This window comes from Duganella sp. Root198D2, from assembly GCF_001428585.1.
Classification (GTDB): Bacteria; Pseudomonadota; Gammaproteobacteria; order Burkholderiales; family Burkholderiaceae_D; genus Rugamonas.
This window is the reverse complement of sequence record NZ_LMIC01000005.1, coordinates 63,678-78,665: the sequence shown is the minus strand read 5'-3', so window position 1 is coordinate 78,665 and position 14,988 is coordinate 63,678. Positions and strand designations below refer to the sequence as shown.

The 14,988-nt window shown below is 65.1% G+C and carries 14 protein-coding genes; 11 read left to right on the top strand and 3 right to left on the bottom strand.

Annotated elements, in window-relative coordinates:
* The first annotated feature begins 176 nt into the window (after positions 1–176).
* Both ASE26_RS07660 and dcd read left to right on the top strand, forming a co-directional pair.
* On the top strand, positions 177–1,016 hold the full coding sequence (locus ASE26_RS07660) for an alpha/beta fold hydrolase (RefSeq protein ID WP_055926453.1): 840 nt from the start codon (positions 177–179) through the stop codon (positions 1,014–1,016).
* 41 nt (positions 1,017–1,057) lie between these two features.
* Positions 1,058–1,624 carry a dCTP deaminase gene (gene dcd, locus ASE26_RS07655; protein WP_055926450.1) on the top strand — a complete coding sequence of 189 codons (567 nt, stop codon included), beginning with the start codon at positions 1,058–1,060 and terminating at the stop codon, positions 1,622–1,624.
* Positions 1,625–1,647: 23 nt separating this feature from the next.
* On the opposite strand, the gene ASE26_RS07650 is transcribed toward dcd, so the two are convergent.
* Positions 1,648–3,192, bottom strand: coding sequence for an ATP-binding protein (locus tag ASE26_RS07650; RefSeq protein WP_055926447.1), 1,545 nt, complete (start codon positions 3,190–3,192; stop codon positions 1,648–1,650).
* 3 nt (positions 3,193–3,195) lie between these two features.
* Positions 3,196–3,879 carry a response regulator transcription factor gene (locus tag ASE26_RS07645; protein WP_055926809.1) on the bottom strand — a complete coding sequence of 228 codons (684 nt, stop codon included), beginning with the start codon at positions 3,877–3,879 and terminating at the stop codon, positions 3,196–3,198.
* Positions 3,880–4,006: 127 nt separating this feature from the next.
* Between ASE26_RS07645 and ASE26_RS07640 the strand changes: the two genes are divergently transcribed.
* From ASE26_RS07640 to ASE26_RS07600, 9 genes are all read left to right on the top strand, one after another.
* Complete coding sequence (locus ASE26_RS07640; RefSeq protein ID WP_055926445.1) at positions 4,007–4,501, top strand: Spy/CpxP family protein refolding chaperone; 495 nt, start codon at positions 4,007–4,009, stop codon at positions 4,499–4,501.
* On the top strand, positions 4,491–5,015 hold the full coding sequence (locus ASE26_RS07635) for a hypothetical protein (protein ID WP_055926441.1): 525 nt from the start codon (positions 4,491–4,493) through the stop codon (positions 5,013–5,015). Before ASE26_RS07640 ends, ASE26_RS07635 begins: the two co-directional genes overlap by 11 nt.
* 13 nt (positions 5,016–5,028) lie before the next feature.
* A complete protein-coding gene (locus ASE26_RS07630; RefSeq protein WP_055926438.1) occupies positions 5,029–5,874 on the top strand; it encodes an intradiol ring-cleavage dioxygenase in 846 nt (281 codons plus the stop codon).
* Positions 5,875–6,023: 149 nt separating this feature from the next.
* Entirely contained in the window at positions 6,024–7,193 is a 1,170-nt protein-coding gene (locus ASE26_RS31165; protein ID WP_200953762.1) for a hypothetical protein, read from the top strand.
* Between the two features lie 5 nt (positions 7,194–7,198).
* Positions 7,199–8,458 (top strand): hypothetical protein, encoded by a 1,260-nt coding sequence (locus ASE26_RS07620; protein WP_055926435.1) that lies wholly within the window; start codon positions 7,199–7,201, stop codon positions 8,456–8,458.
* Between the two features lie 13 nt (positions 8,459–8,471).
* Positions 8,472–10,646 carry a hypothetical protein gene (locus ASE26_RS07615; protein WP_055926432.1) on the top strand — a complete coding sequence of 725 codons (2,175 nt, stop codon included), beginning with the start codon at positions 8,472–8,474 and terminating at the stop codon, positions 10,644–10,646.
* A gap of 7 nt (positions 10,647–10,653) precedes the next feature.
* Positions 10,654–11,691 carry an aminotransferase class I/II-fold pyridoxal phosphate-dependent enzyme gene (locus ASE26_RS07610; protein ID WP_055926429.1) on the top strand — a complete coding sequence of 346 codons (1,038 nt, stop codon included), beginning with the start codon at positions 10,654–10,656 and terminating at the stop codon, positions 11,689–11,691.
* The gene (locus ASE26_RS07605; protein WP_156397881.1) at positions 11,684–12,778 is read left to right on the top strand and encodes a hypothetical protein; all 1,095 of its coding nucleotides are present in this window, start codon (positions 11,684–11,686) and stop codon (positions 12,776–12,778) included. Before ASE26_RS07610 ends, ASE26_RS07605 begins: the two co-directional genes overlap by 8 nt.
* Positions 12,775–13,503, top strand: a complete 729-nt coding sequence (locus ASE26_RS07600; protein WP_055926423.1) for an amidohydrolase family protein — start codon at positions 12,775–12,777, stop codon at positions 13,501–13,503. The genes ASE26_RS07605 and ASE26_RS07600 overlap by 4 nt, the downstream gene beginning before the upstream one ends.
* 6 nt (positions 13,504–13,509) lie before the next feature.
* Here ASE26_RS07600 and ASE26_RS07595 read toward each other — a convergent pair whose 3' ends face one another.
* Positions 13,510–14,847 carry a sigma-54 dependent transcriptional regulator gene (locus ASE26_RS07595; RefSeq protein ID WP_055926420.1) on the bottom strand — a complete coding sequence of 446 codons (1,338 nt, stop codon included), beginning with the start codon at positions 14,845–14,847 and terminating at the stop codon, positions 13,510–13,512.
* Between the last annotated feature and the right edge of the window lie 141 nt (positions 14,848–14,988).

The following is a 14,988-nucleotide window of genomic DNA, read 5'->3' as shown; positions in this document are numbered from 1 at the left end:
CCAACTTTTTATTGTTGTTCGAATTTTTCTTGCCATTTGGACATACATCGGGATCTTACATGTCATGAAGACGTGGCGTCCAGCGGCATGCCCAATACTGGCATGGGCGTCCATCCTGAGCGATAATTAGAAGCTTTGTACGAAACACCTGTTGCCATTGCTTTTAGAATAAGTTGATGACGAAACCGAAAGTCCATTTCGCCCACGCGAACAGTTATCCGGCGGGCACTTACCGTCAATTCTTCGAGTACCTTGGCCAGGATTTCGAAGTGCAGGCGCTCGACATGCATGGCCATAACCCGCGCTACCCGGTGGAAGACGGCTGGGCCAAGCTGGTGGAAGAACTGATCGCCGAGCTGGAATCCCGCTATCAGAAAGAGCCGGTGATCCTGGTTGGCCACTCCCTGGGCGGGCTCCTTAGCCTGATGGCGGCTGCCCAGCGCCCGGAACTGGTGCGCTGCGTGGTGATGCTCGATTCCCCTGTAGTTGCCGGCTGGCGCGCCAAAGTGTGGCGGCTGTTCAAGGGCACCCGGTTTTCCGACCGCTATTCGCCGGCGCGTTTCTCGGTCAAGCGCCGCAACGTCTGGCCAAGCCACAAGGAAGCGCTGCGCCATTTCGCCAGCAAGGAAGTGTTCGGCGCCTGGGCGCCGGGCGTGCTGCTCGATTACCTGGAACACGGCCTGGTCGAGCACCCGGAGGGCGTGCAGCTGCGCTTTACCCGCGAAGCCGAAACCGCCATCTACCGCAGCCTGCCGCACCATATCGGCACCTTGGTCAATGGCGAATTCCCGGTTCCGGTGGGCTATGTGGCGGGCGACAACTCGGTGGAAAATCGCCAGGCGGGGCTGGAGCATACCCGCAAGCTGGTGGGCCGCAATTTCCGCATGATGCGGGGCTCGCACCTGTTCCCGATGGAGATGCCGCGCGTGGCGGCTGAAATGACGCGCGACGTGATCCGCCAGATGCTGGGGAGCGGGCTCCAGGCCAGCGAAGCGCCCCAGCGCATGCGCGCCTGATGTAAAATCCGCACCATTATTTAAACCAGAAAGCACCTGCGATGACGATTAAAAGCGACAAATGGATACGCCGCATGGCGGAACAAACCGGCATGATCGAGCCGTACGAGCCTGGCCAGGTACGCGCCGTGGACGGCCGCAAGGTGATTTCCTACGGCACTTCGTCCTACGGCTACGACATTCGCTGCGCTGATGAGTTCAAGGTTTTCACCAACATCAACAGCACCATCGTCGACCCGAAGAACTTCGACTCGAACTCCTTCGTCGATGTGAAGAGCGATGTCTGCATCATTCCTCCGAACTCCTTCGCGCTGGCCCGTACCATCGAATACTTCCGCATTCCGCGCAATGTGCTGACCGTTTGCCTGGGCAAATCGACCTACGCGCGTTGCGGCATTATCGTCAACGTGACCCCGTTCGAGCCTGAATGGGAGGGTTATGTGACGCTGGAGTTCTCGAACACCACCCCGCTGCCGGCCAAGATTTACGCTGGCGAAGGCTGCGCCCAGGTGCTGTTCTTCGAGAGCGACGAGATCTGCGAGACCTCCTACAAGGACCGCAACGGCAAGTACCAGGGCCAGCACGGCGTGACCCTGCCGAAGGCTTAAGCGTTAAGCGTTAAGCGTTAAGGTTAAGCGCTGGTCAGCGGGAGCGAGAGCTCCACGCAAAGTCCGCCGCCGGTTCGATTGGCGGCGGCGATGCGGCCGCCGTGCTGCTGCACCACCTGCTGGGCGATTGCCAGGCCCAGTCCATGTCCGTCCACGTCCTTTTCCGTGTTGCTGCCGCGGTAGAAGGGCTGGAAAATCTTCCCCAAGTCTTCCGGCGCCACGCCAGGTCCGTCGTCCATGACGCGGATGCGGATGAAGCGCGCGTCGTGCGCGGTCTCCACCTCGACCTTGCCGCCGGCGGGGCTGTGCTTGATGGCGTTGCGGACCACGTTTTCGACGGCGCGCGCCAGTAGTTCCGGCTGGCCGCTGACCTGGGCGTCCGCGGTGCTGCCGAAGGCCACTTCGCGGTCGTTGGTTGCGGCCTCGAACTTCGCGTCCTGCAGGATGTCGTCGAGCAGTTCGCCAATGCTGAATTCCTGCTTGGGCGCGTCGAAGGCGCCTGCTTCGAGGCGGGACAGGGTAAGCAGTTCGCCGACCAGCTTGTCCATCCGTACGCTTTCGCGCTCGATGCGCTGCATCGAGGCGGCTGCCTTTTCCGGCTGCTGGTGGGCCAGGCCGATGGCTGCCTGCAGGCGGGCCAGCGGGGAGCGCAGTTCGTGCGAAACGTCATGCAGCAGGTTCTTCTGGCCATCAAGCAGGGCGCGCAGGCGGCCTGTCATGCGGTCGAAGTCGCGGCCCAGGGTGGTGAGTTCGTCGCCGCCGGCCCGCGGTTTGGCGGTGAAGCGCGGGGCGAGGTCGCCGCTTGCCGCGGCGTCAAAGGCCTGGCGCAGCGCGCGGATGGGACGGGCAAAATACCATGCGAGCAGGGCTGCGAACAGCAGGCTTGCCAGCACGGCGGCACCGATCGGGATGAATGGCGTCAATGGGCGGAAACGGGGCGGTGGGCCGCCTGGCTCACCACGGCCAGGTTCAGGACCAGGGCCCGCGGCTGCGCCTGGTCCCGCAGCAGCGCGTCCGTCCGCGCCGGGTGGGCGTGTTTCGGGACCGTCGGGCGGTGGCGCTGACGGACGGCGTCCTTCCGGGCGGCGATAGGCGCGTGGGTCGAGTCCTGGGATTCCCGAACCGGCAAGCAAAGTGCGGGAGTCGGGCGCTTCGAGCACGCCCTGGTGGCGGCGCGAAGGCAGGAACAGCAGGTAGCGCTGGCCGTTTGGCGCGGCGACCTGGCGGACGCCGCGCGGGTCCGCGCTGGCAAGCTTTTTCTGTGCTTCCGACAGCATGCTCGGCGTCGTGATGCGCCCCAGCAGTTCCTTGCCATCATCGCCCACGGCATAGACGCGATGCCGCGGCATGTTTTCCAGCAGCTGCCGCAAGCCGTCGGTGCCGCCAAAGGCGAGGGTGGCGGCGGCGGACTCGATCGACATTTCCGCCGGCGGCCCGGTCTCAATATCGGATGGCCGCGCTTCCGTGGCAGCGCGCGCCTTGAGCCAGACGGCGCCGCCTATGGCGGCGGTGGCCGCTACCTGGGCCAGCAGGATCGAAAAGAAGAACTTCCAGAACAGGCGGCCCACGGCTTACTCCCGGACCAACTGGTAGCCGAGGCGGTACACCGTCTGCAGGCAGGAGCGTCCGTCCGAAATGGAGCCCAGCTTGTGGCGCAAGCTGCTCATATGCACATCGATATTGCGGTCGAAGCGCGCCATCGGGCGGCCCAGGCCCTGTTCGGACAGCACATTCTTGCTGACCGGCTTGCCCGCATTGCGGGCCAATACTTCAAGGAGGTTGAATTCGGTGCTGGTCAGCTCGAGCGGCATGCCGGCCCACGCTGCGCGGCGCTGTTCCGGCCACATGGTGAGCTGGCCGATCACCAGCGGTCCGCTGCCCGTATCCGGAACGGCCTGCGTGCGGCGCAGGATGGCGCGGATGCGCGCGGTCAGTTCGCGCGGCGTGCAGGGCTTGGTGACGTAATCGTCCGCGCCCAGTTCGAGGCCGACAATGCGGTCGGTATCGTCGCCGCGCGCCGTCAGCATCAGAATCGGCATCTGGCTCACGGCGCGGATGCGGCGCAGGGTTTCGAGGCCGTTCATGCGCGGCATCATCACATCGAGGACCGCAATGGCATATGCCCCCGTCAATGCGGAGGCGGTGCCGGCTTCGCCATCGTGGGCGGTGCTGGCTTCGAAGCCTTCCTGCTCCAGGTACTCCTGGAACATGCCGACCAGTTCGACGTCGTCGTCAATCAATAGGACCTTGTTCATGGCGCCCATGATAGCAAATCGTTCCTGCCGGGCTGCTCCATCTTTACACGTTTTTACCTGCCACTTACGGCGCTTTACAGGCCGTAGCCAGAGAATGGAAGCTCACCATCAACACTGGAGATTGAGAATGAACAAGAGCAAATTGACCCGGCTACTGCTGGCCGCTGCCATGGCGCTGCCGTTGCTGGCCCGCGCTGAGGAAGCCACGCCGCCAGAAGGCGACCAGCCGCCGCTGGCCAGCCCGCACGGTGATTTCCAGGGCGGCCACCGGGGCCCCCGTTTCGGCGCGCCAAGCTTGCCGTTCCTGCGTGGCCTGGCGTTATCGGAAAGCCAAGAGGACAAACTGTTCCAGCTGATGCACGACCAGGAGCCATACCTGCGCGAACAGGCCCGTACCCACGAAAAGGCGATGCGCGCCCTGCAAGAGATGCGCAATGCCGAAAAGTTCGATGACGCTGGCGCCGCCAGGCTGGCGCAGGCCGCGGCGCAGGCGCAAGCCAACCTGACCCTTTCCCATATGCGTACGCACCAGAAGGTGCTGGCCCTGCTGACCCCAGAGCAGCGTAAACAACTGGACGAGCGTAAGGCCCGCCGGCAACGAGGAGACTTCTATGAACGTTAACGCGGTCGGCTTCACTGGCTACACCAGCCAGCTTTCCACCAGCGGCGCCGAGCAGGCCCGCCAGGCGCCGCCACCGCCGCCACCCGGCCCGCCGCCGGGCGAGGGAGGCTTCATCAACGCGATCGGTTCGGCGCTGGAATCGCTGGGCATCAGCGATGTCGCGTCGACCGACAAGGAAAGCGCGGCGTCCTCGCTGGGCAGCTTCCTGCAGGAACTCATGACTTCTTTGCATGAGCAGGGCGAGGCCAATGGTGCGCAAGCGGAAGGCGCTGGCGGCCCGGGTGGCCCTGGCCGGCTGGCGGCGGACTTGCAAAGCCTGGTCTCTTCGCTGCAAGGCGATCCGGATGAAACCAGCGAAACTTCGTCGCTCGAGTCCTCCTTCTCGTCGCTGCTCTCGTCGCTCGGTGCCGACAGCGCTGAATCTAGGAGCAAGCTGGCCAGCTTCCTGCAGGCGCTGGCGGACAAACTGCCGCAGGCCGGCAGTAGCGGCAACCTGATTAACACCACAGCATAAAAAGGAGAACCTTATGGACGCGCACGACCACGGCCTGGCAGCAGACCTGGAAGCAATGATGAACATGGGCAGCAACCGCCGCCGCTCGCTGCGATGGTTGCTCGCCAGCGCGGCCACGCTGCCGCTGGTGGCCTGCGGCGGCGGCGCGGACAGCACGAGCGCGGGCAGTGGCAGCAGCGGTGGCAGCGCCGGCACCAGCACCTCCACAGGAGGGTGCACGGTGATTCCCGAGGAAACCGGCGGCCCATATCCGGGCGACGGCACCAACAGTAATGCAAGCGGCATTGTCAATGTGCTGACGCAAAGCGGCATTGTACGCAGCGATATCCGCGGCAGCTTCAATGGCGCCAGCGGCACGGCGGCCGGCATTCCGCTGACCATCAAGCTGAAGATCATCAACGCGAACAACAGCTGCGGCGCGGCGGGAGAATTCGCGGTCTACCTGTGGCATTGCGACCGCGAAGGCCGCTATTCGCTGTACTCCAGCGGGGTGACGGACCAGAATTACCTGCGCGGGGTGCAGGGCGCGGACGCTAACGGCGACCTGTCTTTCACCACCATCTTCCCCGGTTGCTATGACGGCCGTATGCCGCACGTGCATTTCGAGGTCTATCGCAGCCTGGCGCAAAGCAGCAGCGCCTCGAACCGCATCAAGACCTCGCAGTTCACCTTCCCGATGGCGACGCTGAATCAGGTCTATGCCACTTCGGCTTACAGCAGTTCCGCCAGCAACCTGTCGCGCATCAGCTACGCCACCGACAATATCTTCAGCGATGGCTACTCCCTGCAGCTCGGCACCATGAGCGGCAACGTCGCCGACGGCTATGTGGTGACCCTGACGGTAGCAGTCGCCGCCTGACTCCCTTTCGGGGCGAAGCCGATTTCGCCCCATTTCCTCCTTTTCCGCCGTTCCCCGAAACCGCTTTCGCCGCGGTCGGCGCCTGCCCCGGTGGTTGCGCTGGCACGCGCCTTGCACTAATCCCTGCATGGTTAGGCACTGGAGAAAGCATGGACCGTCTGCTCAGCTATCGGCCGGAACTGGAACTGTCCCCGGCGGCGCCACAGGCGGCATGGCGCGATGAAAGCCTGCCGCAAGCCGCTGAATTGCTGGCGGCGCGCCGCGAAGGCCGATTGCCTGCCTGGTTCCGCCATGCGGCACCAGGCCTGGATGGCCTACTGCCCAAACTGGCCGACCATGTACTCTCTGCGGGCCCCAGGGCTGGCCGCATGCTCGGCCTGGAGCTTGAAGGCCTGAGTGCCGAAGACCGCGAATTCGAAACGGCGCGCCAGTTCATGCGCTTCGCCGGCCTGGCCGCACGCCGTGCAAGGCAGGCCGCTCGCGGCGACCCGCGCCAGGTAAGGCGCGCCGCATTGAACTTAGCGGCCAGGCAGTATGCACCGGGCCTGCTGCCCATCATCGTATCCATCATGGAACGGCATCCCGTTCCACCATCCGCAGCATCACATCAAAGGGGGCTAATCATGCATGACATCGACCGTACCACCCTGGAATTCGGCAACGAAACCTCCTATGAAGGCGAGTATGAGTTTGGCGAGTCGGAATGGGGCGGCGAAATGGGCCAGCAAGGCATGCTGACCGAAGCCGAAGAAATGGAACTGGCCAGCGAACTGCTGTCGGTGACCAATGAAGCGGAACTGGAGCAGTTCCTGGGCAGCTTCCTGAAGAAGGCGGCTTCGTTCGCCGGCAATGTGATCCGCTCGCCGGTCGGCAAGGCGATTGGCGGCGCGCTGAAAGGTGTGGCCAAGAAAGCGTTGCCGCTGGCCGGTGGCGCTATCGGCGGCTACTTCGGCGGCCCGCTGGGGGCCAAGATCGGTAGCGGCCTGGCGTCGGCCGCGGGCAGTGCGCTGGGCCTGGAGGCGGAGGGTGAAGTATCGGGAGAGGACCGCGAATTCGACGGCGCCCGCACTTTCGTCAAAGTGGCAGCGGACACCGTCAACCGCGCGGCGCAGGCGCGGGGCGGCGACCCGCGCCAGATCGCCATGCAGGCCGCTACCGCGGCAGTGCGCCAGCACGCACCGGGCTTGCTGGCACGGGCCGGCCAGCAGGGCGGGCAGGGCGCGCAGCAGGGCGGCGCGCGCGGCACGGCCGGAACGATGCACGGCAACGCCGGCCGCTGGGTGCGCCAGGGCCGCAAAATCGTCCTGTACGGAGCTTGAGCCAAATGAGCCCGTACGCCGCCTGGATGCTGGCACAGGAGGCGCGGTCCCTGCTGACGCGCCTGGCCCGAGTGCTGCCATTCGCCCTGATCGAGCCGATGGTGCCGGCTGCAGCCTTGCTGCCGAGCGCGCAGCTTGGCATCGAGCGGCAACTCGTCGCGGGGCGGCGCGAGTTGCGGGCCATGGTGCGCGGCTTCCTGCGCTGGTTGCGCAGCCCCGCTGGGCGGCGCGCCAGTCCGTCCCATGCCCAGCGCCGCTTCACGTTCCTGCGCATGAAGTTCAATGCGGCCCTGATCCAGTTCGACATGTTCAACGACGTGATCACGCAGCGCAGCGAGCACCGCAACGGGGTGTGGCTGGCAGGGCTGGACATCGCTTCCGCCGATGCGCTGGCACTGCGTGGCGGCTATTACCAGGCCCCGCCGGTCGTGTGCTACCTGGATCGCGGGCCGGGCGCGTCGATCCGGCGCGTCCGTACCCGGCTGCCGGGCGGCGGCGACAATCCTGTCGCCATCATCCGCGTGCCGCGCGAGCGGATGGTCGGCGCCAGCATCGCCTCTTCGCTGTTCCATGAGGTTGGACACCAGGGGGCGGCGCTGCTGGACCTGGTCAACTCGCTGCGGCCGGTGCTGCAATCGCTGCAGTCCGGTGCGACGGGGCCGGCGCAAGTGTGGAAGCTGTGGGAGCGCTGGATCTCGGAAATCGTCGCCGACTTCTGGTCGCTGGCAAGGGTAGGCGTGGCGGCGACCCACGGCCTGATCGGCGTGGTCAGCCTGCCGCGTATTTTTGTCTTTCGCATCAACATCGACGACCCGCATCCGGTGCCGTGGATCCGGGTCCTGTTGAGTTGTGCGATGGGCGAGCGGCTCTATCCGCACCCGCAGTGGCAGCGCATGGCACGCTTGTGGGAGTCCTACTATCCCATGGACGGCCTGCCGCAAGCGGAGCGGCGGTTGCTGATGGCACTGCGCAATTCGATGCCGGCGCTGGCGGGCTTGCTGGCCAGCCACCGTCCGGCCTTGCTGCGCGGGGCCTCGCTGCCGCAAGCGCTGCAAGTGCAGCAACGCCAGCCAGCCTACCTGGCCTTGTTGTTCCGCCTGTGGCAGCGCAAGCCGCAACGCATGTATGAGGCTTCGCCGGTGCTGGTGTTCGCCGTCATCGGCCAGGCGCGTGCGGACGGCATCCTGAGCCCGGAACACGAAAGCATGCTGCTGGCGCGCCTGCTGACGCACTGGGCGCTTCGCAACACCCTGACCGACCTTTGAGGAGAGCTCCATCATGGCAAAGAACGTAACACAGGCGAAATCCGGTGGCGGGCATGGCCGGATCGACGTGCATGTACGCGCAATGACGCCGGCCAACGGCCCCGTCCCGGTCATGCATGCAAAACTCAACCTGTACAAGCTGACCCAGGCTGAAGCCGATGCATTGAAAGCCAGTAAGCGCATCGACGGCCAGCAGGCTGCCGTCGATGCGAATCCGGCATGGACCCTGGTCGCCCATACGCATACCAGTCCCGCCGGCGATGGCCAGTTCGCGGGGTTGGAAAACGGGTTCTATATCGTGCTGTACATGAACGCCAGTCCATTCGACAGGAATATGATCAGGGGACGGCTGATCGGTATCAGCGATGGCGACATGCGCGGCGAATGCGCCTATGAGCTGGACACCCGCTTCCGCCTGGAGACAGAGTTCTACTCCAATGGCGAAAAGCTGTCGCGCCTGCATGGGCTGGTGGGCGACCAGGCATGGGTGACAGTGAAGCACGATGCGAAAGAAACGAACCCGATGCCGGACATGTACTACGTGCCGGAAGCACCCTTGCAAAGCCAGGGCAGGGACGGGGTCGAATCGAGCGCGCGGCTGAACTCCGTCGGCACTGCGGAGGTGGCGGTGAGCGTCTACATGCGCGCCTATGACGACGCCGGCGCGATCGATCCGGACGACGCTGCCCATTACCGCAACGCCAGGCAGGTGATCGTCGACGAACCAAGCCCGCTGCAGGTGGCCGGCAAGATCACGACCCAGGCCTCGCGCACCGAGGCGGAGTGGCGCCCCGTCATCGCCCACTGGACCTTGATCCGGAACAGCGCCGAGGCGCTGTCCTTCAACAACTACCAGCTCTTCGTCGATCACTTGTTCTGCCACAACGCCGGCGGCGTTGTCCCCGAGTTCGAGCGCGAGCGCTTCCACGAAAAGGAACACGCCTTCCGTTCGCTCGAAAAGCGGCGCGCCTTGCCGTTCAGCGACTCGGACTCCTATCGCGTGCTGAAGGCCGCCACCGAAGCCTTCGTCATGGTCAATTGCGGCGTGCTGCGCACCCCATATGCCTTCCGCGGCAAGGATGATGCTGAATACCTGGACCGGCGCGACCTGCCCGACGACCGCAAGCTGGAGGAGGAACTGGTCAAGCGCTACCTGTCTTCGCTGGACCCGAAGACCAGGATCTTGCCATACCTGGCCCTGATCCGCAGCAAGCTGCCCGATGTGCGCATCCATATGGACCACAAGGAGCACCATGACGCCGAGCTGTGCGCGGGTTTTATCCGCGACCGCCTGGTCAATCCCTGCATGATGGAGCTGATCTGGTCGTACTGGCAGGAAGAGGGGATGCTGGTGCAGACCATGAACGCGATCACTCGCCGCTTCCAGAACGTGCGCTCGCCCGCGCATGGCAACGGCCCCGATCCGCTGGCCAATATGGAAGTGGATATGCTGCGTCCCCTGAACAACCTGCTGTGGGGCTATGTACAGGACGAGCAGCATCGCCTTAGCGTGGTGCGCCGCAATTACGAGTACGACCACCATTACGGCATCCACCTGGACGGCAGGGCCGTGCGCGACTTCCGCCCAGCCGACAGCCGTTCCAAATTCGTCGAAGCCTTTCACAACCTGCTGCGCCAGTTGATGCCGTTCTATCGCCAGGACGACGACACCACGGTCAAGGCCGACGCCTTCCCGATCCTGAACGCGCTGAAGGAAGTGCACCTGATCCTGTCGCAGGGTGCGCATAACCAGTTCGGCGATTTGCCGTCCACGGCACGCATAGAGATGCTGATGCAGCAATGGATGCTGGCGCGCCCGGAGTTCCGAGAATTCCTGCCCACCCGGCTGATGGTGGCGCATCCAGAGCCGTGGATGGACCGGGTGGACGCGATGAAGAAGGTGCAAGGCTGGAGCGACACCAGCATCGCCCATTTCCGCGACCTGGCCATGTTCGGCGAGCAGTTGCTGCTGTCGATCCGCTACACGCATTGGAGCGATGTGTACGACCCGACCGAGGCCTTTGCGTGGGCGCGTTTCTGGCGCCCGCAGGCGCAGGGCTATATGCATGCCTACCGCGCAGTTACCGGTGTTGACATGACTTCGGAAACTGCGAATCCGAAACTGGAGTCCAGCATGCCGTCGGTGCTGCTGCGGCAGCGGCTGGAGGCCATGCCGCGCACGGCGTGAGGCAGCGGTGCGCGCCGACTTCACCAGCGCCCTGTACCTGGGCATGCGCCATCCAGCGCAGTCGCTGCTGGCGTGGGATGAGCTGACGCTGGGGAAGCCGGCGGCAATGGAACCGGTGCCGGGTGAGCCGGAACTTGGCGCCGCGCTTGCCACCCTGATGGATTGCGAAGCGGCTTGCCTGCTTCCCTCCAGCCTGCACCTGTTCTGGGACTTGTTCGGCTGGCTGGCGAGCGCCCGCGTGGCACTGCTGGTCGACAGCGCCGCCTATCCGGTGGCGCGCTGGGGCGCCGAACGCGCCAGTGCGCAAGGCGTTCCCCTGCAGTGCTTCAGCCACTGTAATGCAGCACAGGCAGCGGCCATGGCGCTGCGCTGGCGTACCGCCGGGCGCAGGCCGGTGATCCTGTCGGACGGCTATACCCCGGGCGATGCTGCGGCACCGCCGCTGGCGGCCTACGCCGACATCGCGGATTCCAGCGGCGGCATGCTGCTGCTGGATGACACACAGGCGCTCGGCCTGCTGGGAGTCGATGGCGGCGGATCGGTGGCGGAACATGGCCTTGGCGGCGCCCCGGTACTGGTGGGCGCATCGCTGGCCAAGGGCTTCGGGGCGCCGCTGGCGGTACTCGCCGGGCCGCGCAGGATGCTGGGCAGATTTATGGCGGCCAGCGCGACACGGGTCCATTGCAGCCCGCCATCCTTGGCTGCGATTGCGGCTGGCCGCTGTGCGCTGGCCGCCAATCGCAGGGTGGGCCGGGCGCTGCGCGAGCGCTTGAGGGATCGGATAGCGCAACTTCAGGCGGCCCTGGCTGCACACGGGATCGATTGCCTGGGCGGCGAGTTTCCGGTTCAGCGCGTCGTGCTGCCGCCGTCGTGCGATGGCCAGGCATTAAGAAACGAACTGTCGCTGGCCGGCGTTGAAGTGCTGTTGCAGGGAACACCGGCAAGGCAAATCCTGACTTTGTTGCTGCGGGCTGACCACAGCGCACAGCAGGTTGCCTATGCCGCCCGCTCAATCGGAAAACTGATGGAGGTGCTGCATGTTTGAGACGATGGAATTTGAGTGGCGGCCTAAAGCTGCCCGCGCAATGGGACGGCCGCGTGCGCGTCCCGCCCGCAGATCGCGCCCAGCGCCAGTGTTTGGGGGAGGCTGGCCTTACCGTGTGCCGGTGTTTGAGCCACTACCGTTGCTTGAGCCGCCGGCCGGCGACGAGCCGGGTCCGGATGAGGGCGACCGCGATGGCGACAATGAACTGCCGCCGACCATCGCCCAGGCCGTCGGGCGGATGCCGCTTGCCCTGCAACCGGCCTATGCACCGGTTACCACGCTTGACCGGGCACCAGCCGATACGCGTACACACGGACCCGGACTGTACTACCTCGAATTCACCGTGAATGGCCAGCGCCGGGGTTACAGCGGCCAGGCCCGCCACATGGGCCAGCGCCTGGCGCAGCACCGCATCTGCGCCGGCATGATGGGCATCCGGCCATCTGATGTCAGCGTCTACATCGCGGCCAACCTGGCGGACGACGCCGATCGCCGCCGGCGCGAACGAATTTTGCACGACACGATGTTCCGGCATCACCAAGGCGTACTGACCAACCAGCGCCGGGAGCTGGAGTTCGAAGTGCTGGGCGAAGAGCATGCAGCGCCCTGCGGCTGCAAGCGCTGCCGGCACGGCCCGTTCAGCCCCCAGCAGGAAATGGAGCTGGCGATGGAGCTGCTGGGCGTGCAAAGCGAAGAGGAACTTGAACAGTTCCTCGGCAAGATGTTCAAAGGCGTGTGGAAGGGCATCAAGAAAGTCGCCAAGCCACTGGGTGGCATCCTGAAGGGGATTGCAAAGAAGGCCTTGCCGTTTGTCGGCGGCGCGCTGGGATCGTTCATCCCGATTCCCGGAGTCGGCACAGCGCTTGGCCGCGCGCTGGGTGGGGCGCTAAGCAATGCTCTGGAAATGGAAATGGAAATCCAGGAAATGCCGGAAGTGGACCGCGAGCTGGAGGTGGCGCGCCGCTTCGTGCGCATTGCCGGCAGCGCCGCACAGGGGGCCGGCGACAGCGACGGCAGCCCGCAAGCAGTGCGGCGTGCCGTGCTGGACGCCCTGCGTACCCACGCCCCGCACTTCGGCAAGTCATGATCATCGACTGCCATTGCCACGCCGGCCCCGGTGACGGCTTGACCGGCCCTTGGGACAGTAACGCCGCGCTGGGCCGGTATGCCCGGCGCGCGAGGGAGGCCGGTATCGACCGCACCGTGCTGCTGGCCGCCTTCCATTCCGATTACGGTGCCGCCAACGCTGGCGTGGCGCGCCTGGTGGCGGCGCAGCCGGAGCGCTACCTTGCGTTCGCTTTCGTGCACGCCAGGCGCGACGCAGGGCGGATCGCCGTGCTGGTGCGCAAGGCGGTGGAGCAGTATGGTTTTGCCGGCATCAAGCTGCATCGGCACGACGCGCCGATCACCGGCGAAGTCTGTGAAGCGGCGCGCCGCTTTGGACTGCCGGTACTGTACGACCCGGTCGGAGTGACATCGGTGGCGGAGCTGCTGGCCGAGCAATATCCGGATGTGAATTTCATCCTGCCCCATCTTGGCAGCTTTGCCGACGACTGGGCCGCGCAGCTGGCATTGATCGACCACTTGGCGAGGCACCCGAATATCTACACGGACACTGCCGGTGTGCGGCGCTTCGACCTGCTGGATCAGGCGATCCGCCGCGCTGGTGCGCACAAGATCTTGTTCGGTTCGGACGGGCCCTGGCTGCATCCCGGCGTGGAACTGGAAAAGATCCGCTTGCTGCGACTGGGGACAGGGGACGAAGCCCTGGTCCTGGGCGGCAACCTGCTGCGCCTGATTGGCCGTGCTTAGACAGGGCTAAGCAGGCGCAATGCGTGCCTTGCGGCGCAGTTGCAATGTCCTGTCAGTCACGCCCAGCCGCAGCGCGGCGCGCTGGTTGTTGTCGCCTTCCTGCTGCAGCACGAGCTGGATCGCTGTGTCGGTCGCCGCCTGGCCAATGCGTGCAAGGTTGACTCCAAGGTCCACCGCACGCCCGATGGCACTCAGGAAAGCTGCATCTGGCCAGCATGATGCTCCTCCGGGCGGCCGGTCTTCCGCTGGTACATCGCCGATGGTGAGCGGCCCCGGGCCGATATGCCGATGCCAGATGCGTGCCACGGTCTGCCGCAGGTCGCGTACATTGCCCGGGTAGCTGCGGGTGAGCAGGTATTGGCGCACGGCGGGATCGAGGTCGACATCGTGCCCGCTCAACTGGCGCAGGAAGTGCTGCACCAGCGGCAGGATGTCGCCCTGCCGTTCGCGTAACGGTGGCGTACGGCAGCGCCACGCCGCGATACGGTAGTAAAGGTCGGCGCGAAAGGTCCCGCGCTCAACTTCGGCCTCCAGGTCCCGATTTGTTGCGCACACCAGGCGGAAGCGCGTTGGGTGCCAGTCATTGCTGCCGACGCGACGATATTGCTGCTCCTGGATCACGCGCAGGAGCTGCGCCTGCAGCGGCAACGGCAACTCGCCCACTTCGTCGAGGAATAGCACGCCGCCATTGGCAGCGGCGAAAGCGCCGTCGCGCGCGCTGTAGGCGCCGGTGAAAGCGCCGCGCTCGTGCCCGAACAATTCGCTGCCGGCCAGTTCTGGCGACAGTGTGGTGCAATCGACCACCGTGAGCGGCCCCAGCCCCCCATGCAGGCGATGGACGGTTTGCGCCAGCAAGTCTTTGCCGGTCCCGGTTTCGCCGGTGATCAGGACAGGGGAGTCGGTGAAGGCCGCCACCTCGACCAGGCTTTGCAGTATGTGCAGCCACGGCGCACTTTGCCCGACCAGGCAAGCGCGTATGCGGTCGGACGACATGAGCTGTGCGACATTTTGCCAGCGTTCCAGGCGAGCCAGGACCTGCGGCAGGATTGCCTCGCCATTGCGCCACAGGAGCAGGTCGGACGCCCCGGCTGCCAGAACTTCCCACATGGCGTCGGCCGCCAGTTCGCCAGGTTCGCAGCAGATGGCCAGCATCTGCCGCGCGCCCGCCACATGCAAGGTCGCAGCCAGTTCGCTATCCCAGTGTTTGAACAAGAGGATGGAAGCGTCGCTTTCCTGTGGCGCTTCGAGGACGGAGACTCCAGCGTCGGTCAGGTCGATCCGCAGCTTGTTGCTGGCATTTGCAGGCGCCTTCCCGGCCGCGAGAATGCAAGCTGAAAGCGCCATAGATTCTCCCCTCGGTGCGGACTGAAGTTCAACTATAGAGCGAACTCAGTCCATTGGATTGAGCTTGCTCAATCGCGCATCGCAGCTGTCGCCCTGTCGGCGATCGCATCGCCCGCACGACCGTCGGCGGGTAGAGTCATA

What these genes read in the sequence shown, in the direction of transcription:
- ASE26_RS07660 (WP_055926453.1), top strand. Translation starts at nt 177, where the DNA reads ATGACGAAACCGAAAGTCCATTTCGCCCACGCGAACAGTTATCCGGCG.
- dcd (WP_055926450.1), top strand. Translation starts at nt 1,058, where the DNA reads ATGACGATTAAAAGCGACAAATGGATACGCCGCATGGCGGAACAAACC.
- ASE26_RS07645 (WP_055926809.1), bottom strand. Translation starts at nt 3,879, where the DNA reads ATGAACAAGGTCCTATTGATTGACGACGACGTCGAACTGGTCGGCATG.
- ASE26_RS07640 (WP_055926445.1), top strand. Translation starts at nt 4,007, where the DNA reads ATGAACAAGAGCAAATTGACCCGGCTACTGCTGGCCGCTGCCATGGCG.
- ASE26_RS07635 (WP_055926441.1), top strand. Translation starts at nt 4,491, where the DNA reads ATGAACGTTAACGCGGTCGGCTTCACTGGCTACACCAGCCAGCTTTCC.
- ASE26_RS07630 (WP_055926438.1), top strand. Translation starts at nt 5,029, where the DNA reads ATGGACGCGCACGACCACGGCCTGGCAGCAGACCTGGAAGCAATGATG.
- ASE26_RS31165 (WP_200953762.1), top strand. Translation starts at nt 6,024, where the DNA reads ATGGACCGTCTGCTCAGCTATCGGCCGGAACTGGAACTGTCCCCGGCG.
- ASE26_RS07620 (WP_055926435.1), top strand. Translation starts at nt 7,199, where the DNA reads ATGAGCCCGTACGCCGCCTGGATGCTGGCACAGGAGGCGCGGTCCCTG.
- ASE26_RS07615 (WP_055926432.1), top strand. Translation starts at nt 8,472, where the DNA reads ATGGCAAAGAACGTAACACAGGCGAAATCCGGTGGCGGGCATGGCCGG.
- ASE26_RS07605 (WP_156397881.1), top strand. Translation starts at nt 11,684, where the DNA reads ATGTTTGAGACGATGGAATTTGAGTGGCGGCCTAAAGCTGCCCGCGCA.
- ASE26_RS07600 (WP_055926423.1), top strand. Translation starts at nt 12,775, where the DNA reads ATGATCATCGACTGCCATTGCCACGCCGGCCCCGGTGACGGCTTGACC.
- ASE26_RS07595 (WP_055926420.1), bottom strand. Translation starts at nt 14,847, where the DNA reads ATGGCGCTTTCAGCTTGCATTCTCGCGGCCGGGAAGGCGCCTGCAAAT.